General features: G+C 36.3%; 19 protein-coding genes. 12 read left to right on the plus strand and 7 right to left on the minus strand.

The genetic code is table 11. The annotated features are described in order from the left end of the window. Positions 1–190 precede the first annotated feature (190 nt). Complete coding sequence (locus ACP6PL_RS24660) at positions 191–739, minus strand: GIY-YIG nuclease family protein (RefSeq protein ID WP_426547972.1); 549 nt, start codon at positions 737–739, stop codon at positions 191–193. 480 nt (positions 740–1,219) lie between these two features. Next, a complete protein-coding gene (locus ACP6PL_RS24665; protein ID WP_426547973.1) occupies positions 1,220–1,546 on the minus strand; it encodes a hypothetical protein in 327 nt (108 codons plus the stop codon). Between the two features lie 241 nt (positions 1,547–1,787). Between ACP6PL_RS24665 and ACP6PL_RS24670 the strand changes: the two genes are divergently transcribed. Continuing rightward, on the plus strand, positions 1,788–2,405 hold the full coding sequence (locus ACP6PL_RS24670) for a hypothetical protein (RefSeq protein ID WP_426547974.1): 618 nt from the start codon (positions 1,788–1,790) through the stop codon (positions 2,403–2,405). Between the two features lie 588 nt (positions 2,406–2,993). Further along, on the plus strand, positions 2,994–3,902 hold the full coding sequence (locus ACP6PL_RS24675) for an alpha/beta hydrolase (RefSeq protein WP_426547975.1): 909 nt from the start codon (positions 2,994–2,996) through the stop codon (positions 3,900–3,902). A 17-nt stretch (positions 3,903–3,919) separates the two neighbouring features. On the opposite strand, the gene ACP6PL_RS24680 is transcribed toward ACP6PL_RS24675, so the two are convergent. Together ACP6PL_RS24680 and ACP6PL_RS24685 are read right to left on the minus strand one after the other, a co-directional pair. Further along, entirely contained in the window at positions 3,920–4,141 is a 222-nt protein-coding gene (locus tag ACP6PL_RS24680; RefSeq protein WP_426547988.1) for a four helix bundle protein, read from the minus strand. A gap of 1 nt (position 4,142) precedes the next feature. Beyond that, the gene (locus ACP6PL_RS24685; RefSeq protein WP_426547989.1) at positions 4,143–4,268 is read right to left on the minus strand and encodes a four helix bundle protein; all 126 of its coding nucleotides are present in this window, start codon (positions 4,266–4,268) and stop codon (positions 4,143–4,145) included. Between the two features lie 117 nt (positions 4,269–4,385). On the opposite strand from ACP6PL_RS24685, the gene ACP6PL_RS24690 reads away from it, so the two are divergent. From ACP6PL_RS24690 to ACP6PL_RS24720, 7 genes are all read left to right on the plus strand, one after another. Continuing rightward, the gene (locus ACP6PL_RS24690) at positions 4,386–6,836 is read left to right on the plus strand and encodes a GH116 family glycosyl hydrolase (RefSeq protein ID WP_426547976.1); all 2,451 of its coding nucleotides are present in this window, start codon (positions 4,386–4,388) and stop codon (positions 6,834–6,836) included. A gap of 312 nt (positions 6,837–7,148) precedes the next feature. Further along, complete coding sequence (locus ACP6PL_RS24695; RefSeq protein ID WP_426547977.1) at positions 7,149–8,093, plus strand: tetratricopeptide repeat protein; 945 nt, start codon at positions 7,149–7,151, stop codon at positions 8,091–8,093. A gap of 427 nt (positions 8,094–8,520) precedes the next feature. Then, entirely contained in the window at positions 8,521–12,150 is a 3,630-nt protein-coding gene (locus tag ACP6PL_RS24700; protein ID WP_426547978.1) for a HEAT repeat domain-containing protein, read from the plus strand. A gap of 767 nt (positions 12,151–12,917) precedes the next feature. After that, complete coding sequence (locus tag ACP6PL_RS24705; RefSeq protein ID WP_426547979.1) at positions 12,918–13,589, plus strand: hypothetical protein; 672 nt, start codon at positions 12,918–12,920, stop codon at positions 13,587–13,589. Next, a complete protein-coding gene (locus tag ACP6PL_RS24710; RefSeq protein ID WP_426547980.1) occupies positions 13,586–14,515 on the plus strand; it encodes a DUF1822 family protein in 930 nt (309 codons plus the stop codon). The genes ACP6PL_RS24705 and ACP6PL_RS24710 overlap by 4 nt, the downstream gene beginning before the upstream one ends. Before the next feature lie 401 nt (positions 14,516–14,916). Beyond that, complete coding sequence (locus tag ACP6PL_RS24715) at positions 14,917–17,490, plus strand: ABC transporter substrate-binding protein (protein ID WP_426547981.1); 2,574 nt, start codon at positions 14,917–14,919, stop codon at positions 17,488–17,490. Between the two features lie 66 nt (positions 17,491–17,556). Continuing rightward, entirely contained in the window at positions 17,557–18,084 is a 528-nt protein-coding gene (locus tag ACP6PL_RS24720) for a type II secretion system protein (RefSeq protein WP_426547982.1), read from the plus strand. Here ACP6PL_RS24720 and ACP6PL_RS24725 read toward each other — a convergent pair. The 3 genes from ACP6PL_RS24725 to ACP6PL_RS24735 form a co-directional block, all read right to left on the minus strand. Next, positions 18,081–20,627 (minus strand): AAA family ATPase, encoded by a 2,547-nt coding sequence (locus tag ACP6PL_RS24725; RefSeq protein WP_426547983.1) that lies wholly within the window; start codon positions 20,625–20,627, stop codon positions 18,081–18,083. The genes ACP6PL_RS24720 and ACP6PL_RS24725 overlap by 4 nt on opposite strands. A 189-nt stretch (positions 20,628–20,816) precedes the next feature. Beyond that, a complete protein-coding gene (locus ACP6PL_RS24730; RefSeq protein ID WP_426547984.1) occupies positions 20,817–21,428 on the minus strand; it encodes a hypothetical protein in 612 nt (203 codons plus the stop codon). 66 nt (positions 21,429–21,494) lie between these two features. Next, complete coding sequence (locus tag ACP6PL_RS24735; protein WP_426547985.1) at positions 21,495–22,589, minus strand: AAA family ATPase; 1,095 nt, start codon at positions 22,587–22,589, stop codon at positions 21,495–21,497. Between the two features lie 183 nt (positions 22,590–22,772). On the opposite strand from ACP6PL_RS24735, the gene ACP6PL_RS24740 reads away from it, so the two are divergent. The 3 genes from ACP6PL_RS24740 (at position 22,773) to ACP6PL_RS24750 (ending at position 23,700) form a co-directional block, all read left to right on the plus strand. After that, on the plus strand, positions 22,773–23,057 hold the full coding sequence (locus ACP6PL_RS24740; protein ID WP_426547986.1) for a hypothetical protein: 285 nt from the start codon (positions 22,773–22,775) through the stop codon (positions 23,055–23,057). Between the two features lie 155 nt (positions 23,058–23,212). Then, positions 23,213–23,377, plus strand: coding sequence for a hypothetical protein (locus ACP6PL_RS24745; protein WP_426547987.1), 165 nt, complete (start codon positions 23,213–23,215; stop codon positions 23,375–23,377). A gap of 11 nt (positions 23,378–23,388) precedes the next feature. Then, positions 23,389–23,700, plus strand: a complete 312-nt coding sequence (locus ACP6PL_RS24750) for a hypothetical protein (RefSeq protein ID WP_094677701.1) — start codon at positions 23,389–23,391, stop codon at positions 23,698–23,700. Positions 23,701–24,085 lie beyond the last annotated feature (385 nt).

Raw genomic sequence — 24,085 nt, forward strand, 5'->3', positions numbered from 1 at the left:
AGGGCAAACCACACAGACAACGCCCGGCTCTCCCATACGACGCTCCCCAAGGGGAAAGCGCGGGACTTCCCGCCGGGGGAGTTAAATTTAAGAACCGGACTTTCCGCTCAAGACCCAGAAACCTTGATTATTCCGTATAAAGTTGAGTTGCACATCGCGTATCTCTAATTATCAATTATCAATTAATGAACTACTTTAAATCTAATAGGCCACTGGTTTTAAGCTTAGGATTAAAACGAATATTTTCTTGTAAACCTCTAGTTTTTAATACCTCTAAAATATTAGCTTCTACTCGCCTAGCTATATTTTTTAGGAGTTTTTCTTTGGCAACTTCATCAATTAATGGATCTTCATATTGTACTGTTTCTGCTTCGGTCATTTCTTGTTTAGCATCTATTGGTTGATTCCATTTTGCTTCTGCTGTACCATTGCCTATAGGTAGAGAGCCATTTTCATTAATCCAAGCTGCTTTTATACCTTCCAATACACTACGATTTGGACGCTCAATAGTTTGTACTTTTAACCAATGGCAGCTACGAGGTTGACGAACTAAATGTTGTTTAAGACTCTGACATACATCACGAGAATAACCAACAAATAGTAGTTCTTTTTCCTGGTCAAAAATTCCATAAACACCAATTTTTCCTTGTAATGATAATGGTAAATTACCTTCGGAATCAATATAAGGCAAATATTCTAATTGGGATAATTCTGGTATTTGTATTTCAGTGTTAGTCATTTCAGTTATCAGTTATCAGTTATTAATACCTCCTATCCCCGATCGGGAACTCCTAAAACCCTTTTATGATAGAAATATGGGGGGGTGGGGAGATGGGGAGGTGGGGGGAGAAAAGCCTCTAATTAAATACGTTGGCTCTCCCGAAATATCCAGTTAAGGGCAATTATATTATGTTCGGTTAAATACTTAATTATAATTAAAGTTCGTAGTAGGGCTTCAGCCCTACTACAAACAAGAACTTTATTATAAGCGATTATCGGAACATGATATTACATAATTTCTCTCTAAATGTCTACGTTTTATTTTCAGAAAGATGTTGATAAAACATAGCACTGAAACTGGAGGCAAGAAAATTTGAAATTTCCTTTTTTATACCTTGGAAATGGGAGCTTTCAAACCTTATTTCTTGTTTCTTGGTGATTTTTTCTATTGTCAGGTTTTAGGAGAAGCGAGCATTAATTTCGGTTTAATTAAAATTGATTAATTTCTGGTAATTTTATAGATAGCACAGAGACGGCTTGGTTTAAATATTTTGGCTTTAAACATGAAATTAGGTGGCACATTGATAATAATATAATCACTGGATTCGTGATAGTTCTCAAATTCTTTTGGCATTCCTTTTGGTGTTTCTTTGCTGTAAGGAACTGGTTGAAACATTAATTCAGTAAATTCTAATTTTTTACAGGGAAATTGTGTGGTGATTTGTTGGATAAAATTTTCACTTGTTAATAAACTGAACAACGTTTGTTTAGTCTCTATCTCTAGAGTGAAACTACTATCAAAGTTTTCAATAATTTTTAAACCCATGTTGATTTTCTTTTTGAATGTTTATGTAATTTGGCTCTAGTTTTTGAGATAGTATTGCTTCTATCACATTGGAAATACCCTTTACTTATATTACTATTTGTTTGATTAAACTCAACTATTTTGAGTGAATATGAATAATTGTTAAGACATGATTTGATACAACAAATTGTGATAAAATATCTAGATAAAAATTTGTAGTATCTATTATTTCAGCAAACAGATATTATGGGGATCTAGATTTATGGAAAATAGGGAAACATCATCAAAAGTGTTAAATAATCCCCGAAGTCAGCTTAATTGGCTAGAAATAGCAGAATATAGTGCTTTAGGGGCTTCAGTTTTTGGTTCAGGTTTGGCGTGGTTATTTGAACAAATTTTGTGGGCTGCAACTCCAATAACATTGGGATTATTTTTGAATACAATTAATCGAAAAATATTTGAGGAAAAAATCCAAAAACAGACTAATAATGAAGTAGAAGAATTAAGAATAGATATGAACTCAGTTTTTGAGCAATTAGACGCACTACCAAAAGCAATTATTGAACAAACTGCAGAGTTATCTCAAAATCAATCAAGCTTTGAATACAATACAATTACAAAAGAAGACTGGGAAGCAATAAATATTAAATTTTCAGATATTGAAGAAGAACTACAATCATTAAAAAATTTAGCTACAGATTTACAGCCAAATCAAGGAGATAATTTAGAATCAACCAACAATACATCAATATCAAATCAAATAGAAGAATTACAAGCACAAATAACTAGGTTGCAAGAACTAAATAGAGATATTGTCAGACCATATTTTATTAGTTTAATTCGTGCTGTAAAGCAACTAAAAAAAACAACAAAATCTTAATTATTAGATATTACAGAAACTATAGATTTGCCAACCAAAATGGTATTTCCTTTACTACATAAGTAATCAAGCAAAATTAATTGTATATTTAGTGCTTAAGTTAAATAGGTAGGCAAAATAATTTCGCTCGTGCTGTAATTTCCGATGCTGGGAACATGAAGATTTACTGACTACCGCGCCACCTAAAACCTAAAATTTATTTGTCGCAAATATTTATAACTATAATAAGGTACAGTATTTTTGTCTCTTCCCGATGCCCTGTTCTCTAAAATCCAAAACTTGTTGATCTTACAAATTTGAGAATTGCTATATGACATTATAAATACTGTCATACTTGAGTATTGTTATCTATATACAAACAGAGGAAAATTATAATGATAAGGTGACAAAAATAATCACAAAACCTATGCACCCAAATCCAGAAACTAGGTTTTTTCGTAGATGTCTATTGTTCAAAGCAAAGTTTTTTGCTGGCAACCGGATTTCTTTGCGTAAGTCCTATAATCATATAGTAAATATTCGGTATTAATCTTAATTCTGGCGAATAGAGCTAGAACTTTGTTGTAGATAAAAAATTAACTTTTGATAATGACTATTTTTCAGACTTCCATAATATTTCCATTAATAAGTTTAGCAACTATTTATATCTCTGGTTTTATATTGCTAAGATTACTGCAAAACCGATTGATATTTGAACCTAAATCATTGGTGGTAGCTACTCCTGCTGCTTTTAACCTTCCTTATGAAGAAGTTTGGTTATCAGTTACAACTACTCGCAACCAGATAGAAAAAATATCTGGTTGGTGGATTCCGCAAACTCAACCTAACGCAGAAGTCATTCTCTTTCTACATGGTACCAGTGGTAACATGGCTGCTCAGGAAAAAAGTTACAATCTCGATCGCGTAGCAAAACTATATCAGTTAGGATTTTCGGTATTTATGATTGATTATCGGGGATATGGTAATAGTAAAGGCAGATTTCCGACAGAAGCAACAGTTTATGAAGATGCTGCAATAGCTTGGAGTTATTTAATTCAAGAAAAAAGCTTTGCACCAGAAGAAATTTTTATTTATGGATATTCTCTCGGAGGAGCGATCGCTGTCAATCTCTGCTTACAACAACCAAAAGCAGCAGGGTTAATAGCTGAAGGTTGCTTTACTTGTATCAAAGACATGGCTGAATACAGACGTAAAATCCAGATATTTCCGCTGAAATTTGTGATAACTCAGAAATTTGATTTTATTAATAAAGTTAAATCATTGCAAATGCCAGTTTTGTTTATTCATGGTATGAATGATGAAACTATACCTGCAACTATGAGTCAAAAATTATTTGCTGCTGCACCCGATCCCAAAAAACTGCTCTTGATACCAAATGCTGGACATAATGATCTGAGTCAAGTAGAGAGCGATCGCTACATAGCAGCATTGCAAGAATTCTTTGCTACAGCGGAGGAGTCAGGATTCAGGAGTCAGGAGTTAGGGATTAGGAGTTAGGAAGGAATAATAATGAGTCAGAATTCAGGTGATTGTCTGCGTTGTTCAATTGCAGCAATGTATAAATCTAGTAATTTACTTAGTTTTTCTAAAGAGAGTAGCAGTTCAGAAGTATTCCCAGATTCAAGGTCATTTGCCAGAATTAAGTAATATCGCGACTCCTCTAGGGAATCTTGTGCAATATCTAACAATCGGATTTTATCTTCTGCTAAACCCTTTTTCCCAAAGCCTTCTGCTATGTTAGCTGGAACTGATACAAACGCTCGTCTTAACGCTCGAAGTTAATCTGTAGGTTTCCGTTTTGGGAAAATTGCTACTCAAACGATACACTTCTAAAACCAGTTGCTGTGCTTTTTGCCAAACAATTCATACCCGAAAACTTTTAGCAGATTCTCTCTTCATTCTGACTCCTGTCTCCTGTCTCCTGACTCCTTCCTTTAAGGACTTTTGACTTTTAACTTTGGACTGAATAAAATATAGGGCATGAATAAACAAAATCCTACCCCTAATATTCCTCCCTATACCTGGAATCGTCCCATTGGTCTTGATTGGGACAAACCTTACACAGTCCGCTATAGCAGTAATCTTGATGATGGCCCCTGGCACGGAATGCCCCTTGGAGGTTTCGGCGCAGGTGCCATCGGTCGTTCCCCACGAGGCGATTTTAATCTCTGGCATCTCGACGGTGGCGAACACATTTATCAAAATCTGTCTGCCTGTCAATTTAGCATTTTTGAAGAAACAAAAGGCCAGAAACAAGCTTATGCTTTATGCACAGAAGCACCAACAGATGGCACTCTCTCAACTTGGCAATGGTATCCCAAGGAAAAAGCAGGACTAAATACTGGCACTTATCATGCTCTTTATCCCCGGAGTTGGTTTGTCTATGAAAATGTATTTACTGCAAAATTAAGTTGCGAACAATTTTCCCCAATTTGGGCAGGTAACTATCAAGAAACCAGTTACCCCATCGCTATATTTGAATGGATTGCTCATAATCCTACAGATGAACCAATTACACTCAGTATAATGCTCACATGGCAAAATACTATCGGTTGGTTTACCAATTCTGTGAAAACACCAGAAGTACAAGTACGAGATGATGGCAGCCCAGTTTATGAATACAAACCTCGGTGGGGAGAGAGTACAGACAATTTTAACCTATTAGTAGAAGATTTTCACCGTATTGGTTGCACCATGACCAAATTAAGTATTGCCGACGAACCCGCAGAAGGCGAAGGGCAAATGGCGATCGGTACTTTTACCAATGCTGGTGTTGAAGTCAACTATAATACACGTTGGAACCCCGTTGGCAGTGGGGAAGATATCTGGCGCTACTTCGCAATAGACGGCACCCTTATAGATGAACAGAATGAACTACCTGCACAAGAAGGAGAGCAAATAGGAATAGGGATATCAGTTCGTTTCACCATCAGACCAGGAAGAAGCCGGAAAATCCCTTTCTTCTTGGCTTGGGATTTGCCTGTGACTGAGTTTGGCGCTGGAGTTTCATATTACCGCCGTTATACAGATTTTTATGGTCGCCATGGGAAAAATTCCTGGTCGATGATTCGTACTGCCATGAAACATTATCAAACCTGGCGGGAGAATATTGAAGCTTGGCAAAATCCGATTCTACAACGGGAAGATTTGCCTACTTGGTTTAAGACAGCTTTGTTTAATGAACTTTATGACCTCACCACTGGGGGAACTATTTGGAGTGCTGCCGATCAACACGATCCCAAAGGTCAGTTTGCCGTGCTGGAATGTCTGGATTACCGTTGGTATGAGAGTTTAGATGTGAGGTTATATGGTTCTTTTGGTCTGTTGATGTTGTGGCCGGATTTGGAAAAGTCAGTGTTGCTGGCGTTTGCACGGGCGATTTCGACGGCGGATGATACACCCAGAATTATTGGTTATAATCAAGCATCGGCAGTGAGAAAGATTGCGGCTGCAACTCCCCACGACTTGGGCGCACCCAACGAACATCCCTGGAAGAAGACAAATTATACCAGTTATCAAGATTGTAATCAGTGGAAGGATTTATCTAGTGATTTTGTGTTGCAAGTGTATCGAGATTTTCTGTTGACTGGTGCAGATGATTACGAGTTTCTCTGGGAATGTTGGTCTGCTGTTGTGGAAACCTTAGCATATCTCAAGGGTTTTGACAAAGATAATGATGGCATTCCTGAAAATGAGGGAGCGCCAGACCAAACTTTTGATGATTGGCAGTTGCGGGGGGTGAGTGCATATTGTGGGGGGTTATGGTTAGCTGCATTGGAAGCAGCGATCGCAATTGGGAAAATTTTAATTGAGCATCCCAGGGAAATTCCTTATTATCCACCGGAGGGTTTCCATTATGAGGTTGATAAAAATTCTGTAGATGCAATTAATAATCAAATTTCTGTGTATCAAAATTGGTTAGAAGAAGGATTACCTATTTATCAAGAAAAATTATGGAATGGGGAATATTATCGTTTGGATAGTGAGAGTAATTCGGAAGTAGTAATGGCTGACCAATTATGCGGTCAATTTTATGCCAGGTTATTAAATTTCCCAGATATTGTACCTGCTGAATGTGCTTTATCTGCTTTAAAAACTGTCTATAATTCTTGTTTTAAAAATTTTCATAATGGTAAATTTGGAGCAGTTAACGGAGTGTTGCCTGATGGTTCCCCAGAGAATCCTAATGCTACCCATCCTTTGGAAGTTTGGACAGGAATTAATTTTGGTTTAGCAGCTTTTATGGTGCAAATTGGCATGAAAAAAGAAGCTTTGGAAATAACTGAGGCGGTAGTGCAACAAATTTATAAAAATGGCTTACAATTTCGCACCCCAGAAGCTATTACAGCAGAGGGTACTTTTCGAGCTAGTCATTATTTAAGAGCAATGGCAATTTGGGCAATTTATAATGAATTGAGAATTGAGAATTGAGAATTTAGAAGTTAAATTATTACTTTATTATTTTGATAAAATTAGAAAAAAGGGAGTTGGTGATTTTAGGTATAAAATTCCTAAATTTATAATGTGTAAATCAGACCTATTTCTACTCGTTCCCGGCGGGAAAAAAGTTCCTTTCTAGTAGGGGCGATTTCCTAGGTCATGCTGCGCATTTATGTCGGCGACAGCCAAAACGCGAATCGCCCCTACTTCTGTAAAATCATACTTTTATTCAGCAACGCCGAAAGAAAAAATAACCGATAACTGATAACTGATAACTGACTTCCTTCTTCCTGGAAAAATCAAATGGATGGACAAACAGAAATCTCCCCAGATGACTATCAGGGCTGGTACAATATGGGAGTAAATCTCAGTAAATTGGGAAAATATCAGCAGGCTATTACTGCTTTTAATCAGGCAATAAAAATTAAACCAGACTACCCTGAAGCCTGGAATAATCGAGGTAATGCCTATAAAAGAATAGGTAGATTACAGTTGGCTTTAAATAATTTTAATCTAGCTATAAGTCTGCAACCAAATTCTCCTTTGGCTTGGTATAATCGAGGGAACGTACTAAATGATTTAGAGCGATATCGAGAAGCAATAAATTCTTTTGAGAAAGCGATACAAATTCAACCAGATTTATATCAAGCTTGGTACAATTCAGGAAATGCTTGGAGTAGTTTAGGACATTATCGAGAAGCTATTGAAAATTACGAACAAGCAACAAAAATTCAACCCAATTTATATCAAGCTTGGGATAATCAAGGTAAGGCATTGTTTGAGCTAGGAAGGTATCAGGAAGCTTTGAACTGTTTTGAACAGGTAATAAAACTTAAACCTAATCATTATGAAGCTTGGAATTTTAAAGGAAGAACTTTCTTTTATTTAGAGGATACGGAAGGAGAAATTATTAGTTATGAGAAAGCAATAGAGATTAAAATAGACTATCAGGAAGCTTGGAATAATTTAGGTCAAGCTTTGTCGAATTTAGGAGAGTGGTATGAGGCGATCGCTTGTTTTAATGAAGCCATAAAAATTCAACCAGATTATTCTTTAGCTTACTATAATAAAGCTCGTTGTTATGCTTTGCAGGAGAAGGTATATTTAGCAATTGAAAATTTGGAACAAGCAATTAATTTCGGTGCTGGTAAACCTTACCGAGAGATGGCAAGAACTGATACTGATTTTGGTAATATTCATTTGAATCCTAAGTTTCAGGATTTAATTGAAGGTGATATTATGTATTGAATTCAGAATTTAGAATTCAGAATTTATAATAGATTTTTTTATGCTTGATAGAGTAAGCTCGTAGTAGGGCTTTAGCCCGATGATAGATATTGATATCATGTCCGGTTGAATAGTTTAATTAAAGTTTGTAGTAAAGCTTTAGCCCTAGGTATATATAGGGCTGAAGCCCTACTACAAACAAAAACTTTTTTTATCACTGATTATCCGGACATGATATTAAGGGGCTAGAGCAAAACTACAAACAAACGCTTGATTATAACTAATTAATTGATTTTTTTTATGGTTGATAGAGATTGACTAATATCATGTTTGGTAAAACACTTATAATTAAGCTTATAGTTCTCAAATATATATTGTCGGGCTGAAGCCCAACTACAAACAAATGACTATAATTAAAAGTAACTAATACATAAGAGGTTAAATAATTATGCTTGAATTGTTAATTGCTTGGGGGGGTAGTGAAGCGGTTAAGTTTATTGCTCAGGAAGTTATTGGAGAGTTAGCTAAGGGTACTGCTGAAGACTATGTTAAAGACTTTTTTAAACAGGGTATATCTGATGCTATTGGTGGGATGAAAAATGGAAAACCTTTACAAAAAGCTACGGCAGAAGCAATTAAATATTTTTTAGATTTGATACAGCAAGAGTTAGAAAATGCTGATTTGAGTGAAGGTGAGTTAAAACAATACACTAAACCCTTAAAACAGTTTATTAAAAATAAGTCAGTTTTAGAAGTTCTGGTTAGTGCATTTGATAATGATGTAAAAATTTTGGATACTAAGACATTAGCTACTATTGGAAATGAAATTAATCCACCTTTGCCAGATGAATTTAATTGGGATTTTGTTGCCGAGCAATATCGGAGAAGGGTTAAAAAGATTATTCGGGAGTCGGATGAATTACGGGAAATATTAGATTCTGAAAATCTGGAGAAACTGGCAAATCAAAATTCTGAAATTAGACCGAAATTTGACCTCAAAAAACATCAGGAGGGAATCCGAGAACAATATGGCAATCTCAAATTAGAAAGTTTAGATACAACTGGGTATGCCTATAATGAACTGAAATTATGGCGAATGTTTATTCCTCAAAATGTGCGGGAGTCTCAAGAATTTATGCCTCGAATACATGAGATTCCTAAAGAATATCGCCAGCGGTTAAAAGAGACTGGAGAACTTGAGTCAGAATTTTCTCCAGAACAATTAGAATCTTCCCGACGCAGATATTTTGAGCAACATACTCGCTCGATTTTAGAGTTAATAGAAGACAAGAAATATAAATATTTAGTGATTCTGGGCGACCCTGGTTCTGGTAAGTCTACTTTATTACAATATATTGCTTTGGAATGGGCAGAATTACCTCTGAAAGATTTACCTTTACAGCCAATTCCTATATTAATTGAACTACGGACTTATGTTAGGAACCATGATGCTAATAAATGCCAAGATTTTCTGGATTTTCTGGAAAAAGGTAGCGGAATAACTTGTAAATTACCTCAACAGGAACTTCATGCAAAATTACAAAATGGTGATGCTATTGTGATGTTTGATGGATTGGATGAAGTTTTCGAGCCAGCAAAACGAGAGGAAATAATTACTGATATTCATCGGTTTACAAATGTCTATAAAAATGTGCGGGTTATTGTTACTTCACGGGTAATTGGTTATAAGCTACAAAAACTCCGGGATGCTGAATTTAATCATTTTATACTGCAAGATTTGTCAGCCGAACAAATTGAGGATTTTATTCAACGTTGGCATAATCTGACTTATCAAGATGAGGCGGAAAGGGAGAGAAAAAGGGAAAGGTTAAAACGGGCAATGAAAGATTCTTCAGCTATTAAGGAATTGGCAGGAAATCCCCTGTTATTAACTATGATTGCTATTTTGAATCGTCATCAAGAATTGCCGAGAGATAGAGCTGAACTTTATAATCAAGCTTCGCGGGTTTTATTACATCAATGGGATATGGAAAGAGCGTTAGTTGATGCTAAGATTGACCCGATTACTATTGACTATAAAGATAAGCAGGCAATTTTGCGTCAAGTTGCTTTTTTTATGCAGGGGAATACTGCAGGTTTGGCTGGTAATTTGATTTTGGGAAGTGATTTAGAAAGGATTATTTGGGAGTATCTAAAAAGTGTAGATATTAATGATGCAAGAACTGTAGCTAGGGCGTTGATGGAACAGTTACGGAGTCGGAATTTTATTTTGTGTTTTGTTGGGGCTGAATATTATGCTTTTGTGCATCGAACTTTTTTGGAATATTTTTGTGCCAGGGAATTTGTTTGGCAGTTTGAAAAAGAACAGAAAATTTCTAAAAATGAATTGATTGAGGAAGTTTTTGGTCAGCACTGGCAGGATGAAACATGGCATGAAGTTTTGCGGTTAATCTCAGGGATGATAGATGCTAAGTTTGTGGGAGAAGTTATCAGTTATTTGATGGAGCAAGATGGGGAAGAGGAAGAGTTTAATAATTTATTTTTGGCTGGTAAGTGTTTGTTTGAAGTTAGGAGTCGTCATAGTATTGATGATGTGGGAAATCGGTTATTAAAAAGGTTAAAAGATTTGACTGAGTATATCCGTGGTTATTCTTATAAATTCTATAACAGTGAATCTGAAGAAATTTATCAGAAAAATGTAGCCTTAGGTCGTAAAATTCGCGCTCAAGCTGTGGCAGTGGTGGCTGCAACCTGGAGGGATGACCCTTTAACCTATACCTGGCTCAAACAATTGCTAGTATCTCGTAATAATTGGATTGTGCGATGGGAAGCAGTGCGACAAATTGCTACTTTAGACAGAGACAAACTAGAAATTATAGAGTTACTCAAGCAACAGATATTGTCTGATGATGGTTGGGATGTACGACGGGAAGCGATGCAACAAATTGCTACTTTAGGCAAAGGAAAACCAGAAACTTTAGAATTATTCAAACAATGGGTAAAGTCTAATCTGAATTGGGATGTGCGACAGGAAGCAGTGCGACAAATTGCTACTGGTTGGAAACATGAGCCAGGAATTTTAGATTTACTCAAACAATGGGTAGAATCTCACAATAGTTTGAGTGTAAGAGTTGAAGCGGTGAGACAAATTACTAATGGTTGGAAAGAGCAACCAGAAATTTTAGAGTTACTCAAACAATGGGTAGAGTTTAATGAGAATTGGGATGTGAGAGTTGAAGCGGTGCTACAAATAGCTACTGGTTGGAAACATGAGCCAGGAATTTTAGATTTACTCAAGCAAAGGGTAAAGTCTGGTAATAGTTCAAGTGCAGAACTTGAAGCGGTACTACAAATAGCTGCTGGTTGGAAAGATAAACCGGAAATTTTTGAACTACTTAAACAAAGAGTAGATTCGGATTTGCGAGTTGAAGCAGTGCAACAAATAGCTACTGATTGGAAAGATAAACCGGGAATTTTTGAATTGCTCAAACAATGGGCAGAGTCTGACGAAAGTTCGAGTGTGCGGCGCGAAGCGATACGACAAATTGCTACTGGTTGGAAAGATAAACCGGGAATTTTAGATTTACTCAGACAATGGGTAGAATCTAATGAGAATTGCTATGTGCGAGCTGAAGCAGTGCGACAAATTGCTACTGGTTGGAAACATGAACCCGGTGTTTTAGAGTTACTCAAACAAAGGGTAGTGTCTGATGATGATAGGTATGTGCGAAGTGAAGCGGTACGACAAATTGCTAATGGTTGGAAAGATAAACCGGGAATTTTTGAATTACTCAAACAATGGGCAGAGTCTGACGACAGTTCGATTGTGCGACGTGAAGCGGTACGACAAATTGCTACTGGTTGGAAAGATAAACCGGGAATTTTTGAATTGCTTCATCACACCACCCTCAATGACCCCTTTCAACGTAAATATCGGCATCAAGACAACCCTCGACAAATAGTACTAGAAGCAATACTCAAACAATATCCAGACCATCCGCAAACCCTCCCACTATTACAAGACAGAGCAGAAAATGACCCAGACGAAAAACTGCGGGAGTGGGCAAAAGAGAAATTGCAGCGTTCACACCGATTATGGCACGGATATACGGATTAAGAGTTCCATGCTTGGCAATGCAGGAACAATCCAACCTACATGAGTAGCTATAGAACATCCGTTCCGCTTTCCTAGGTCATGCTACGCAAACGCGACCGCTCTCTTTTCCATAGATTGATGTTTTATTCATCTGTTGTACAATAGTACATTGTATAGTATTTTATACTACATTTTATTAACTCACCACCTTTGACTTTCGGTGTGTTGTGCTGACGCTTTTCATTAGCAAAAACACACCCTACTCCTAAACTCAACCAAAGTTCTAGAAGCAATAGTCAAACATTATCCAGACCATCCACAAACCCTCCCACTATTACAAGACAGAGCAGCAAACGACCCAGACGAACAACTGCGGGAGTGGGCAAAAAAGAAATTGCAGGGATTAGAGTAGGGTGGGCAAACCAAGACCTAACCCCCCGACCCCCTTCCCTGCAAGGGAAGGGGGAGAAACTCCCCTCTCCTCGTAGGAGAGGGGTTGGGGGAGAGGTTTTTATTGACTCAAATTTACCAGTATTACAGCGTTTTTCAGATTGATAAACCACATAGTTACAACCAAAACCCTGTAGGGGCGTTTCATGTTGCGGAGCAAAATGGCCATTCGTCCCTACTCTCGTCTACAAATGAAAAGTGCTGTAAATCATAAAAAACTTTTGACAGGCAGATATATAAATAAGAGAGGGTTAAAAATTAAGGTAAGCCAAATATATATTTGTGGTTGATGGGCTAAACTCAGAACATTCAACCATTGTTATAGGAGGGCGATCGCCGTGGAAGACCAACTGCGGGATTTAATTACCCAAATATGTAAATATCAAAATCCTAGTCCAGAACGCCAGAAAGTTTTAAATAGATTATTGATACTAATCCAACAACTACCAGGATTATATAGGTCATCTCACCAAAATTATCCAGAGGCTTTTAATCGGACTCTAGAATGGGCAAGTAAAAATATTCAAAACTTTCAACCTGGTTCCTCTTGGGAAAAAAGTTTTGTAATTTGGATTAATGGTTATTTGAAATGGCGCGTCCGAGATTTATATATTGCTGATAATAAATATGAAAATGAGAGTATAGATAAACCTATTAATGATGATGAAGGACAGTCAACAACTTTAGGTGAAAAATTACCAGCTAATACTCTCAGTTTACTGGAAATGAAAATTGCTGAACTACAACAAGCTAAACGTCAAAGACAAGGTATTGCAGTTCAGGAATATATTAAGACAGACCCAGAGGAAAAACTCAAAACATCTCATCCGAGAAAACATCCTGAATGTAATTGTCATGTATTAGCCATTCGGTTGTTATTGGAAGAAAAAAGAATATCTAATATTTCTAGAGAAATTAGTATTAGTAACCAAACTCTTTATTCTCACTGGAAGCGCAGATGTCTTCCCTTGTTACAAGAAATTAGTAGTAAATTTGGAGAACAACTATGACTCTAACTTTAGCAGAACCATTAACAGTTTATTTAACTCCTGAAGCTCATCAATACGCAGGACAATTTGCAGCCGAACAAGCAACTCCAGAAAAAGGAAAACAAGTCTATCTAAATACTCTTGCTGTTGTGGCAGTGCAAACTTATTTAAAGTGGATAAATATTCAAACAGCTATCGATCAAAGTGATTGTTGGAGTCCTAGTTCAAGAGCAATATTTAATGTGGCTGACCTAGTTTTACCAAATATTGGCAAACTGGAATGTCGTCCGGTATTGCCTGGGGAAAAAGAGTTTTATTTGCCTCCAGAAGTTACTGAAAATAGAATTGGTTATCTGGCAGTTCAATTTGAGGAAGATTTAAACGAAGTACAACTATTGGGATTTGTTTCTGGAAGAAAGATTGAACAATTTCAAGAATCTATTTCTGTCAGTGAAATAGATTCTTTAGACACATTAATTGACGAAATTGATTGGTATCAAAAATTTGTCAACTTACGGCAGTGGTTTGGGGGAATTTTTCAGACAGAATGGCAACCTTCAGAATTATTGCCAGTTACTAATATGAGAAGTTTAAGAAAAGCTACTTCAGATTCAGAATTACCAAGTATTAGTTGTGGAAAAATTATTAATTTGGGTGGTGGAGCGACTCAGCAAGCTACAATATTAGTGGTAAAAGTGACGGCTAAATTTGAGGAAGAAGATGAAATAGATATTTGTGTACGACTTTATCCTGCTAATGAAATTCCATATTTACCTGCTGGTTTAAAAGTGCAAATATTGGATGAGTCTGGGAATTTTGGTATGGAAGCTGAGGCGAGAGAAGCTGATGATTGGATACAATTAGAGTTTGGTTGTCAACCTCAAGAACAATTTACTGTAGAAATGAATTTAGGTGAACAAGTAATTAGAGAAAATTTTGTGGTTTAATACCATTTCTCAAAAACTTTTCTACATTTTCTTGATTCGAGGAGTGGGGGAATAAGGGAGTGAGGGAGTAGGGGAGTGGGTAGGGACGTTGCATAACAAAAATGCGAACGTCGGTAAAGAGAAGTAAAAATATGCATAACTAATACCAACTGGGTAATAATTATTAAAAAAGGTTATTCAGCCCGTGTTAATTACTGAATAATTGAGGTGTCACCTAAGAAGCTGTTTGAGAAGTGCTGCATGGAACCAATAAATCCTAATAACCTAACCCCCATACCCCCCGGGGTTAATCAGCCTCTCTCCTGGTAGGAGAGAGGTTTGGAGAGAGGTTTTTATGAGTTTAGAAACAGTTTCTAACTATAGCATTACTTTTAGTAATTGGTTTAAGAGGATAGATAAGTATGAAAATCATTAAAATTAAACTGATTGATAATGTTAATAATAAATTTCATGTAACTTTAACTTTAATAGATACTAAAGATACTAATTTTCATTCTATTGATGGTTTTTTGCCATGTTTACCTTCTCAACTAGAAAAATCTTTTAAAGAATGGAAAGAAGCTTATTATGAGTTAGAAGATGTGCGGAAAGTAGCAACTCGCCTTAGTCCAAAATCAGTTATTAATTATTCTAGTGCTGAACAAAAAGAACAAGTTAAAATTACTCTTAATCAATGGCTAGATAGTGGTGAGAGTAGTTGGCAACCTATACGAGATGAGTTAATTGCTGTTTTAAGTTCTCTACAATCTTCTGGAGAAGAAATTCGCTTATTTTTGGATATTCAAAATCCTAATTTACGTCGAATTCCTTGGCAAGAATGGAGTTTATTTGAGTCTCGTTTTCCTCAAACAGAAATTGCTATCCGAGTTAGAGGTAAAAGCAGATTTAAAGGAGTTCGTAAATTATCCAAAGTAAGAATTATTGCAATAGTTGGCAAGAGTGATGGTATTAATACAGAATTAGATTTAGAGGTAATTCAAAAGTTAAAAGAAAAGGGTGCAGAAGTCAAATATTTACATCAACCAACTAGGGAGATTTTATCTAATGCTTTGCGGGAAGAACCTGGTTATCACATATTAGTTTTTGCTGGTCATAGTTGTAGTAAAGAAGATGGTTCAATTGGTTGGATAGATTTGAATGAGGAGGATCGATTAAGTATTGAAGAGTTTAAAAATTCTTTGAAATATGCAATAGAGAAAGGGTTACAATTAGCAATTTTTAATTCCTGTGATGGTTTGGGTTTAGCAAATCAATTGGCTAACCTTGGTTTATCACGAATTATTGTTATGCGAGAACCTGTTCCTGACATGGTGGCAGTGAAATTTTTGGAGTATTTCTTTGCCGAGTTTGCCAATAATAAATCCTTGTTTGAGTCTGTACAAATAGCAAAAGGAAGGTTAGAACATTTTGAAAAGCTTTATCCAGGGGCAATGTGGTTGCCTACTATTTGTATTCAAGAAATAGCTTTATCTAATTCTCTAAGATGGCAGCAGTTAACTCATCGAAATTTATGTCAGAAATTTCTCAATAAATTTAAGCTACCATTAGGGTTGACAGCCGGATTTTTATTGGCAATTTTGGCGATGAATGTAGTGAGAAATCAATTATTTATAACTCCAGATATATCATCACCACCAGAAATTTATCAAAATATTAGTCAGGGAGAAAAGCTGTTAATTTCTTCCAAGAAAACTCCGGAAAAAGAAATGGGAATTCAGGAGTTTAATAGTGGCAAATTTGGTCAGGCAATCACTCAATTTCGCCAGTCTCTCCAAGTCAGGAAAAATGACCCGGAAACTTTGATTTATTTGAATAATGCAATTGCTGAACAAAAGTCTAATACTAATATTGGGGAAAAGATAGAAATTGCAGTTAGTGTTCCAATTAGTCAAGAATCAGATATTGCTCAAGAAATTTTGCGAGGAGTTGCTCAAGCTCAAAGCGAATTTAATTGTGGTTTGAATAAAATTTCTCTAGCTATTACAAATATTGATAGTACACTAAATTGTTCTGGTAGTTTCAATGGTAAATTTATAGAAGTTACTATTGCTGATGATGAATATCTGCCAAAAACTGCTGAAAAAATTGCTAGAGCCATCGCACAAAACGAGAAAATTATTGCTGTTATTGGTCACTATTCCAGTGATATGACTTTACAAGCTGGAGATATTTATAACGAAGCTAAACTTGTAGCTATTTCTCCTACTAGCACTTCTATTCATTTGAAAAATTTTGGTAAATTTGTATTTAACATTTCACCGAGCGATAGTTTGGCAAGTCAAGCTTTATTTAGTTATCTAAGTAAACAAAATTGGGTAGATAAAAAAATAGCAGTTGCCTATATACCTGGGAATAGTTATAGTGAATCTCTAGCCAAAGAATTTCAGAAATTACTACCAGCAAAATTTGTACATAAATGCGATATTTCAATCGGAAATTTCAGTGCTAGTGACTGTGTGGAAGAAGCAAAAAATCAAGGTGCAGAAATAATGCTTTTGGTTCCTGCTACAGACAGAACTTTAAGTAATACCATAGGCATAATTGATAATGCAAAAGGATTGAAATTATTGGGTGGAGATTCTGTTTATAATCCTAGGGTATTAAAAGATGCTGGTGAACAAGCATATCAAACAAATTTAAGTATTGCTATTCCCTGGCATCGTTACCCTAATTCTGAATTTGCTCAAACAGCTAAAAACTTTTGGAATGCTGAAGTAAGTTGGCGTACTGCTACATCTTATGATGCTACTAAAACTATTATTAAAGCTATGGATGAAATGATGGGTAATTATTCTCGTAAAAAGTTACAAAGAATTTTATCTAGTCGTGATTTTTATCTAGAAGGAGTAACAGGAAAAATTAGATTTGGGGAATCAGGCGATCGCCAATTTATAGAGAAGGATAAGTCAGTATTAGTTCAAGTTAAACCTACTACCAAATATGGAAAATATGAATTTGTAATTCTGGAGCAGTAAAATTAAAAGAAGTAAGAAGAGACCATTTTTTTTTCAAAATACTTTTAATAAACGAGACCTAAAATCATGCCTAATACCAAACAGACTGGTAGTACCTTAGTCGAATTAACTGTTGTCGTTTTCATTATTAGCATTTTGTTTCTAATTGCTATCCGCACCTATGCTAATCTCAACAGTAGCAATGAGTATATAAAAGCCAGGTTACTCCTCACAGAAATATCACTATCAGTAAAAGATTGGAAAGCTCGTAACTCCTACTACCCCGATGATATTGGCTCTTCTGAGATTGGGCAAAAAATAGCTCCAGGAAAGCCACAAGATAGGGTGAAATGGCCTAGTAGTATTCCTTTTGATTCAGTGTTTGACTACGATCATTGGCCACTTCCAGAAAATGGTCGCTGTTATGTCCATGTGGCGTTTTGGGGACAAAATAGAAAACGAGATTATGAACTCTCAGAAATAGTAGCTCAACCACAACAATTGAAAAAAGTTGGAGACGATCTAGTTTTAGGGATTGATATTTATGACTGCGAGTGTAATATCCAAGAAACTATCCGGGAGTGTTGGGAGCGAACTGGAAAGAAGGAGTATTAATTTTCACCTTGATTTTTCACTACCCAACGCCGAAACAATTCCACGGCAAATTTCAAGTTTCCCTCGGTTGCGACAATGACATCGTGGCGAAAGAGGGTATCAAGAGCATCATTCATAATAGCTTCATCTAAATTTATAAGTTGTTGGAGGGTAGCGCGACTGCAACCTCCTCGATACTGAGCTAAAGCTTTGAGAATATCTTGTTGCCCCGGTGCATCCTGCCCTGCTTGCCCCCAAACTCCCCTGAAATAATAGCGCCCATTTTGGAATAGTTCATTTTTTTCAAGAATGGCATCCACATCGGCAACGGTAAAAATAGGTTCCCTTGGTTTTCCCTCCTCGAAGGTTTGCTCGTTGTAGCGACGGACAAGTAAAAATCCCAGTAGTTGTACTAGGTAGGGTTGTCCGAATGTGAGGTCGTAAATGCGATCCATTGCTTCTGGTTCGTAGGTGAGCAGGAAGTCTGGGTTAGGGTTGGCAAGGAGTTGTCTGGTTGTTGCTCTATTCAAAAAACCGACACGGATGGGAATAACGCTGGCAAAAAATGGCTCAAAGTAATCTTCTGTCATTTCTTCGAGAGTGTGCAACCCGGCGAAGGCAAAGGCAATTTTCCGATCCATCTGCACGAACCCCCGCAATACTGCCATGAAGTTAGGGGGAAGTTGTTGCGTGTTAATTAGGTCTTCAATGGTTTCAAATTCATCAAGAGCAATAATTAAAGGTTTATGAGCTAATTTTTTAATTGCCTGTTGTAAGTAGAGTTTAAAATTTCGTTGGGGAAGTTTCAGGAGTTCGTCTGTGTTGGGTGGAGAAAGGTTAATAGCATCTGAAATTTCATCACTAATTGCTAAAAATACTTCACCCATTCCCTGGGAAATAGCTCCTAAACCTTGGAGGTTCACATAAACAACTTGTACATCTGCTACATCTGCACCCAAAGATTTGGCAACATTCCGCAAAATAGATGTTTTTCCCATGCGACGATGACCATAGAGAACAACTGACTGTAGTTGAGAACTCATTAGCCAAAGTTCCTCAAGCTCTCTGATAATATTTTCCCTACCTACAAATAAGTCACCCTCTACTGGGTCGCCAATAATGTATGAATTTTCTACGGGTTTAGTAATATATATATCTCCCACATCTTTAGCAGCGCTTTCTAAAGCTTTTTTCCAATTTTGAGCAATATCGAGAATTAAACCTCCTTCTGCTTGGGGAAGTGCATCAGCATTATCTAGGATTTCTTTTAATTGACCTATAGCTCTGGCAAGGGCAAATGCACGAGCTGCCCTTGAGGTATCTTTTAAAATAAGTTGTGTATCTTCAACAACGCGACGCAAACCTTTGAGTGCTTCCCAGGTGGTGGGGCGTAGATGAGGTTCGGGTGGAAAGTTGGGAATTTGTATTTCAGCAATGGCATCAGGAGATACTGCCGATCGAAATTTAGTTAAGGTTTGAGCTAGTAGAAACATTTCCTGACCATAGAGGAGAGAGCGTACTTTCTCAAATGCTGCTGTTGCTTTTTCAGGTTTTTGTTTGTAGAGATACCAGAAACCGACAGGAACTGCATGGGATGTAGAAATAAAAAGTTTCCAGTCATAAGGATTGTCTGCTAGCTGAGAAACTCGATAAATTATTTCTTCTGGGGGAAGTTCTGCTAAAATCCGATCGACAGCATTGACAACCGGGATATATTGTAAGCTATATCTTAAAAGTTGATCGATATTTTCTAAAGCTACTTGCCAATCTTTTCTCAACCAAAATTTTATCTCATTTGTTAGTAAAGGTAGGGGTATAGCAGTGATTCGAGGTATCAGAAAACTACGATTATAAATAGATATCAAGTATAGTGGTACGCCAATTAACCAGATTTCTGGATGCAAAATCCCTACCCCTACTGCCACTCCAACCACAACTCCAAACTCTAAGCCTCCCACAACGCTGACCGCTGCTCCAAACAACACTCCAAATATTGCCCCAAACTCGACGCCTTCTACTACTGCAAATTTTACTCCAAAACCAACTCCAAATGCTACGCCAACTGCAACTCCAAACACTACTCCAAATGCAACTCCAAATTCCATAACTGCTACTACACCTCCCGCTATACCAAATGCAACTCCAAAGGCTATGCCGACTGCTACACCAGCGGCAACTCCAAACACTATACTTCCAGATATTCCAAACCCTGTACCTGCTGTTATCCCAATTACTACACCTCCCCAGTCAATCGTAACACCAATTTTTTCAAGCAATCTACAAAACAAATAGGGAACGCAAACGCTTAAAATTAATCCCTGAAACCATAATTTTAATTGGTTAGGATGCTCGCGCACAAATTTTAGCTTGCTTTGCCAAGTTGTTTGTTTTGCAAAACCTTCTCCCTCCCCATACTTTTCCGTGTACCACCGCAACGCCTGGGGAAAGAAAAACACCCAATACAACAACCGCAAATAATCCAAAGGATTCCAAATATAGAGGGGGCGCTTCAGTTGTGGCGCTAGATCGAGACGGGGAACAGAGTCATTGTTTTTTTTCATCATTGTTTGCAAATAGGTTAGGATCGGGACTTACGCATGGGGAACGGAATATGAACGTTTGAGATTGCTTCGCTGTCGCTCGCAATGACTAAATTACTTTAGGACTTGTGGAGAAACAGGGTTTATCAACGAGTGAGAGGAAAAAACAATAACCAGAGCAATAAACCCGGTTTCTTGTTTTAGTGCGTACTTTCAACTGTCCAAAATTCCCACCAGCACATCAACTAAAACCTCCAAATCTCCAGGCACCCTCAAAGAATCAATATTCTGCTGAATTAAACGTTTTTTTTTATCCAAAATGCCAAATTTCCAAAGTTCCCCCATAGTCACACAACCAAAAATTAAATCCTGTTCCGGTTTCCATTCTGATAATGCAATTAACTCCACAGCTAACTGGGTAAAACCTCGCGTCATATCCTCATGTTTAGCTTCAATTACTAACAGTTCAGAATTAGCTTGTAGGAAGTAATCAAGATTACCTTTTAATCGTTCGTTCACATTCAAAGGATATTCAATTCTGAGCTGACATTGACAGTAGCGAGCAACTTCTAAAAGTACCGGAGCAATTAAAATTTCTCGCCGTGCTGCTTCACTACTCAAACTGACTAAAGGCAAAGTCTCTTCTATTCGCTGACGTAATTCTGACAAACGTTCCAGTTGCCGATTTGATGTCGGCAAAGACAACCTTGCTCTTTGGAAATTGTAGTCAAATTCAGCTAAAATATCATCTGTTTCATAAGATAACTCGAAGTAAGAACGAAAGGTATAAGATTTATTTTCCTGAAGAATAGAATGCTTAGACATGGCTTAATTTTATTCTATTAAAGATGCAATTTATTACTTTTATTATCAATATTTTTTTATTCTATATTAACAAAATTTATGATCTTTATTCATCTGAAGGCAAAATAGCTTTTTCCTCTCAAATAATTCATAACATTGATGCTTCACTTTACCAGGATAACCATCACTTGTTTTAATAATATCTAAAATCTCATCCTCACTAAACTCAATTCCTTGATATTCTGGCTCCAAAAAATCAGCCTGAAGCCTACTCTTAATAAAATTACGAATAGTTTCCTCATTCCAGGGTTCCAAATATTCTTCCATACAAATATTTTTAAATGGAGAAGTTTTATCCCCGCTATCTGGAAATAAAATATCCAATGGTTTAGAAGCAGCAACTATTAAACGCAAAGGAGGATCGACATCATTTGCTAATCCTCGTAATTGATTGCGAAGTTTATTAGTAAACCAGTCATAACTCATATTTTCTACCACATCTAGCAACAGCAAAATTCGATATGGTTTGATATTCCTTTGTAACTGATACCCCCGACAAATTTTAATCCCAACCTCTTCACAAAATGCTGCATAAAAATCATCATCACTTTGAATATTTTGCAAATCTATATATATTGGTTTTCGAGATTTCTTGAGATGTTGATTTGCTTTTTGAGCGATCGCCTTCAACATAGAAGACTTTCCGACTCCACTCTCGCCAATAATGGCAATACTACTGCCACTATTAAGTACCTCAAAAATTCTATTAATTTCTCGTTTTCTATTAAAAAATAACTTTGGATTATCTATAATTCCATTTAATGGGATAAAAGGATTAGAAACTTTTTGTGGAAATTCTGCTGGAATATTATGATTTTGTTGTTGAGCATACCGATTATGATATTCTGTTTCTAACCATTTTAATAAGGCTAGAAACTTATTGTCTTCTTCACTTTCACTATAATTTATGCTTGTTTGAAATTTACGATATACTTTCGTTCTTCGTTTTTTATAAGCTTGCTCATTATCATCACCCATTACAAGATGACAAATTTCTGTCTCATTTTTCTCCAAATTTATCCTTTCAAATCTTCTGAAAAAGAACTCTTGTTCTGCTGAAGTTAATTTATAATCAATAGCAATGCTTTTCAGAAAATTCTCCCATTGTTCCCAATTATCCATCAGCCTAACTTGTCTTTTGTTGTATTGAGTATAGCTGAAAATCTGCTTTATCACAAAAGGGGAATATTATTTCCCCCTAATTCCCCTTGGCTAAATTCTTCAGGGGGAAGTTTTTGGGGCTTACAGAATTAAGGAATATTCCATATCCTGAAATTGTAGGTTAATTTTAGGAGCAAAAAAACCATGGAAAACCAAAAATCATCTCAAGAATATTACTGTTTATTAGTTCGAGACAATAGTGATAACAATTATTATATTTGTTTCAAATATAGTCAAAAAAAATTGACAAACAAGCCAAAAATTAGATGGGATAAATTATTAAAAATAGGAACAGCAATTATAATTACCCTATTAACCAGTTTGACTCCTGTGAATGAAGAAACATTAGATTCCCAGACCCAAACTATCCAAACTATCGAAAATTACACGACAATAACTAGACTAATTTTGGAATTTTATGGAAAATAAATAAACCGAAAATAATATGTAGCTTTAACCATTTCCCCACCGAAAACTCACTCATGGATTAGTTTTGACTTTTGATTTTTGACTTTTAATTTTTTGAGGAGCGCTACGCTCTCCTCAACCTATCCACAACGATGTACGGGTTTCCTGACAATGGAATGTGGTTAAACGATGAAGGCGTTAAAAAAGTTCCCAATCGCGTTAAAATTCAAGGAGATACAATTAACTTTGGTCAGTTGCCAACTGTCGGGACTGCTCCTGAGTTAATTCCGCAGTTTTACATAGGTGCTGTTAAAAGTCCTAAATTGCAAGATCAGACTTAGGGAGAATAATTGTGGCCAAAAAAGACAAATTAAAAAAGTCTAATCTTCTCTACCAAAGATTAAAAGAAGCGTTAGAAAATGGTAGTAAAGTCCGCATTGAAGCTGAGGAAAGCTATTATGGTTTCCCTATTACTTTAACAAAAGATTTTGTAGAAATTATGGTCTTAGTGCCACCAGATGAATATGATGAAGAAGATGATTCTTTTAAGCAGGTGACATGGTTGATTCGACTTTCGTCTATTTTTGCGATCGCCTACCCTACGGAATATTGGTCAACGGCAAGATTGGAAAAATTACTGGAAGTAGGTTCAAATCAAGTTTAAATTTTTTTTAGTTAAAAAAATACAGAGGTATATTAACATTTTCCCGTTATTATCTTTGATTTAACGGGAGTTGATTAAAAAACGTTAGGAAAAGCAAAAACCGGGTTTGTGCAAACAGATGTCAGTATTGTGATATCTCTAAAACAAACCCGGTTTATTATCATTTACTTTTGACAAAAATAGACAATAGGCAAAATATTTCTAGGGTAACTTTGCACTACCAGATATAGCAGTTGAAGCAAAGGTTAGGACATTTATAAATATTGAAACCCTTTGATAGTCTGCTGTTCCCTGTTCCCTGTTCCCTATTCCCGATTCAAGTAGCCCTATAATTTACCGAATTATTAATTATTAATTGTTAATTAAATAATTGTGGTTTAAAGCC

It is taken from the genome of Dapis purpurea BLCC-M126 (assembly GCF_050015975.1).
Taxonomy (GTDB): Bacteria; Cyanobacteriota; Cyanobacteriia; order Cyanobacteriales; family Microcoleaceae; genus Trichodesmium.